This window comes from Sphingobium sp. DC-2 (assembly GCF_000722555.1).
Taxonomy (GTDB): Bacteria; Pseudomonadota; Alphaproteobacteria; order Sphingomonadales; family Sphingomonadaceae; genus Sphingobium; species Sphingobium quisquiliarum.
Map to the genome: position 1 here is coordinate 1 of NZ_JNAC01000101.1, position 3,546 is coordinate 3,546.

3 protein-coding genes and 1 pseudogene are annotated in these 3,546 nt (G+C 62.7%); 3 read left to right on the plus strand and 1 reads right to left on the minus strand.

The window, feature by feature from the left end:
• The 3 genes and pseudogenes from istA to ET21_RS0118720 form a co-directional block, all read left to right on the plus strand.
• Positions 1–1,009: pseudogene (istA, locus tag ET21_RS0118710) on the plus strand (IS21-like element ISRsp3 family transposase); the annotation flags it as partial.
• On the plus strand, positions 999–1,778 hold the full coding sequence (istB, locus tag ET21_RS0118715; protein ID WP_006955904.1) for an IS21-like element ISRsp3 family helper ATPase IstB: 780 nt from the start codon (positions 999–1,001) through the stop codon (positions 1,776–1,778). The pseudogene istA and the gene istB, both read left to right, overlap by 11 nt.
• Before the next feature lie 105 nt (positions 1,779–1,883).
• Entirely contained in the window at positions 1,884–2,930 is a 1,047-nt protein-coding gene (locus tag ET21_RS0118720) for an aromatic ring-hydroxylating dioxygenase subunit alpha (RefSeq protein WP_051768226.1), read from the plus strand.
• 167 nt (positions 2,931–3,097) lie between these two features.
• Here ET21_RS0118720 and ET21_RS28045 read toward each other — a convergent pair.
• On the minus strand, positions 3,098–3,546 hold a 449-nt coding region (locus tag ET21_RS28045), incomplete at its 5' end, for a hypothetical protein (protein WP_162180715.1).

Sequence of the window (3,546 nt, forward strand, 5' to 3'; positions counted from 1 at the left end):
CAATCTCCGCCAAGCATGCTCAAGCTTCACGATTTTTGCAACAGAGCCGGGCGGCGTGCCTCAGCGTGGAATATTCGACAATATGAAGACGGCTGTAGACCGGATCGGCCAGGGCAAAGTCCGACAGGTCAATGCGCGGTTCGCTGCCATGGCCAGCCACTACCTGTTCGAAACGGATTTTTGCAATCCGGCCTCAGGCTGGGAGAAAGGTCAGGTCGAGAAAAACGTTCAGGATGCGCGTCGACGGTTATGGCAGCCAATGCCCAACTTCCCAGATCTTGATGCCCTCAATGCCTGGTTGGAAGAGCGGTGCATCGCACAATGGGGAGAAATCCAGCATGGCGTCCTCCCCGGCACAGTTGCCGATGTGCACGCCGTTGAGATTATCAGCCTGATGCCGATGGGGCGGGCCTTCGATGGCTTTGTCGAACATACCAAGCGCGTGTCGCCGACCTGCCTGATCGCGTTCGAGCGCAATCGCTATAGCGTTCCTGCATCCTTTGCGAACCGGCCAGTGAGCCTGCGGGTCTATCCTGATCGGTTGGTCATCGCGGCCGAGGGGCAAATCTTGTGCGAGCACAACCGGATTATCGACCGTTCTCACCAGAAGCCGGGGCAGACGATCTATGACTGGCGGCACTATCTGGCAGTTGTTCAGCGCAAGCCTGGCGCTTTGCGCAATGGGGCGCCATTCCTCGAAATGCCCGAAGCCTTCCGGCAACTGCAGGGGCATCTGCTCAAGCGGCTCGGTGGTGACAGGGAGATGGTCGAAATCCTCGCCCTTGTTCTACAGCATAACGAACAGGCTGTGCTCAGCGCCGTCGAACTGGCCCTCGAAGCTGGGGTGCCGACCAAAACCCACATCCTCAATGTTCTGCACCGCCTGATCGATGGCAAGGCTCCACCGGCATCCCCAATCGATGCCCCGCAGGCCCTGCGCCTCGCCCAGGAGCCTGTTGCCGATGTCGAACGCTACGACACGCTGAGGGCGTTACGCCATGCGTCATGATCCGGCCAGCGCCGCTGTGGTTGTCATGCTACGTGGCCTCAAAATGTATGGCATGGCGCAAGCCGCTGGTGATCTGATCGAGCAGGGCGCGCCAGCCTTTGATGCTGCCGTTCCGATCCTCTCACAGCTTCTCAAGGCGGAGATGTCCGAGCGGGAGGTCAGGTCCATTGCTTACCAGATCAAGGCAGCCCGGTTCCCGGCCTACAAGGATCTGGCAGGCTTCGACTTTGCCGTCAGTGAGGTCAACGAGGCGCTCGTGCGTCAACTTCACCGTGGTGACTTTATGGATAGCGCCGACAACGTCGTACTGATCGGCGGACCAGGCACCGGCAAAAGCCACATCGCGACGGCTTTGGGCGTCCAGGCGGTTGAGCATCACCGCAAAAAGATCCGCTTCTTCTCCACCGTCGATCTGGTCAATGCGTTGGAGCAGGAAAAGGCCGCAAACAGAGCGGGCCAGTTGGCCGAGCGTCTGTTGCGCCTCGACCTCGTCATCCTTGATGAGCTGGGATATCTACCCTTCAGCCCTTCAGGCGGGGCCATGCTGTTCCATCTGCTCAGCAAACTCTATGAGCGGACCAGCGTTGTTATCACCACCAACCTGAGCTTCAGCGAGTGGTCCAGTATCTTTGGCGATGCCAAAATGACCACCGCCCTGCTGGATCGCCTCACGCATCATTGCCATATCCTTGAAACCGGCAATGACAGCTTCCGCTTCAGAGCCAGTTCCGCCGCCCCAAAATCCAGAAAGGACAAATCACCCGCTTGACCCTGCTCGTCGCAGGCAGTACATCATCCACGCCCACCCGGGTCACTTCTCAATGAAAATCCCGGGTCACTTCTCAGTGCAACTCAACAAGGAGGAAATACCGCCATGTTTCTCCAGAATGCCTGGTACGCGGTCGCCTGGTGCGACGAGGTGACGGACGGGATCGTCACGCGGAAGGTCCTCGGACGCGAGCTGGCGCTGTTCCGCGACGGGGAGGGGCAGCCGCGCGCGATCCTGAACCGCTGCCCGCACCGTTTCGCCCCGCTCAGCCTGGGCAAGCGGATCGGTGACGCCATCCAGTGCCCCTATCACGGTCTGCATTTCGGGCCCGACGGCCGCTGCGTCCACAATCCGCATGGCGACGGCGTCGTTCCCGACGTCGCCACGCCGACCTTTCCCGCGCGCGAGCGGCACAAGCTGATCTGGGCCTGGATGGGCGATCCCGCCCTGGCGACCGACGATATCGCGGGCGGCGAATATGGTTATCTCGACGATGTCGAACTCGACCTGCTTCCGCGCGGCCACCTGCATCTCGACTGCGATTACCGGCTGGTGATCGACAATCTGATGGACCCCGCACATGTGGCGGTGCTGCACGACTCGGCCCTCGCCAGCGAGGCCCTGATCCGCGCGGTCCCCCGGGTCTGGCGCGAGGAGGACGTCATCCGCGTCGAGAGCTGGGCGCCGGACAGCAAGCCGTCCTTCCTGTTCGGCGTCTTCCTGGGCAATCATGACGATCCGGTCGATCACTGGGTGGCGTCGCGCTGGCAGGCGGCCGGGCTGCTCAGCGTCGAGGGCGGCGTCGTCGCGGTCGGCGGCGACCGGGAGGATGGGCTGCGGGTTCGCGGCGCGCACATGATCACGCCCGAGACCGAGACGAGCGCCCATTATTTCTGGGCGACGGTCCGCAATTTCCGTGAGGACGACGCCGAGCTGAGCGAGCAGATCCGCGCCACCACAGCCGCGATCTTCACCGGCGAGGACAAATGGATGCTGGAAGCGATCGAACGGTCGATGGACGGTGAGGAGTTCTGGTCGCTGCGCCCCGCGATCCTCGGCACCGACCGCGCCGCGGTGATGGTCCGCCGGGCGCTCGAAAGCGAGATCAAGGCGGAGGGTCGGCCCAAGGTCGTCGCTGTGTCGGCGGGGTAGGACTGGCCCGGCCGGCGGGGAAGATGCCGTCCGGCGTCAGCTATTTTTCCCTTCGACGCGACGGATGAAACATCCCGTCGCGATGGCGCGCGCAAGCTTCGCACGCCGCTCTAGATTGTTGTTTTACTGCGATTTCCGAGTCGGCAGATGTTTCCATCGAAACCGCTCTAGACCGTGAGATGCGCTTCGATCCGGTCGACGGTTTCCATGATGCGCGCCGGGTCCCAGGGGCGGGCCAACTCGTAAACGGGAACGGCGCGCACGAGATCGAGGCACGCCGCAAAGTGCGCCCGCGGGTCGCCGACCAGCGCGATATATCTGGCACGATAGGTGTTGGTGACGAGGGTCCTTATGGCGAACTGGCCCGTTTGCGGACGGATCGCGACGTCGTCGACCTCGCTCGCGAGGGCATAAATGGCGCGCAGCGGCTGCATGGTGCCGGTCTGGGTGCCATGGGTCGGGACGACATATTTGTCGGAACCGTCGAACGCGCGATCGAGCGCGGCGGCATCGCGGCCGCTACGCTCCAGCGCGTCGCGCCACAACCGGACGCGCGGGATGCCGGGCTGGGCTCTGTTGCAAAGATTGGCGGCAGTCAGAGGTAGGCTGTCGCTCT

Excerpts from the sequence above, each read along its gene's own strand:
- istB (WP_006955904.1), top strand. The coding sequence starts at position 999 with ATGCGTCATGATCCGGCCAGCGCCGCTGTGGTTGTCATGCTACGTGGC.
- ET21_RS0118720 (WP_051768226.1), top strand. The coding sequence starts at position 1,884 with ATGTTTCTCCAGAATGCCTGGTACGCGGTCGCCTGGTGCGACGAGGTG.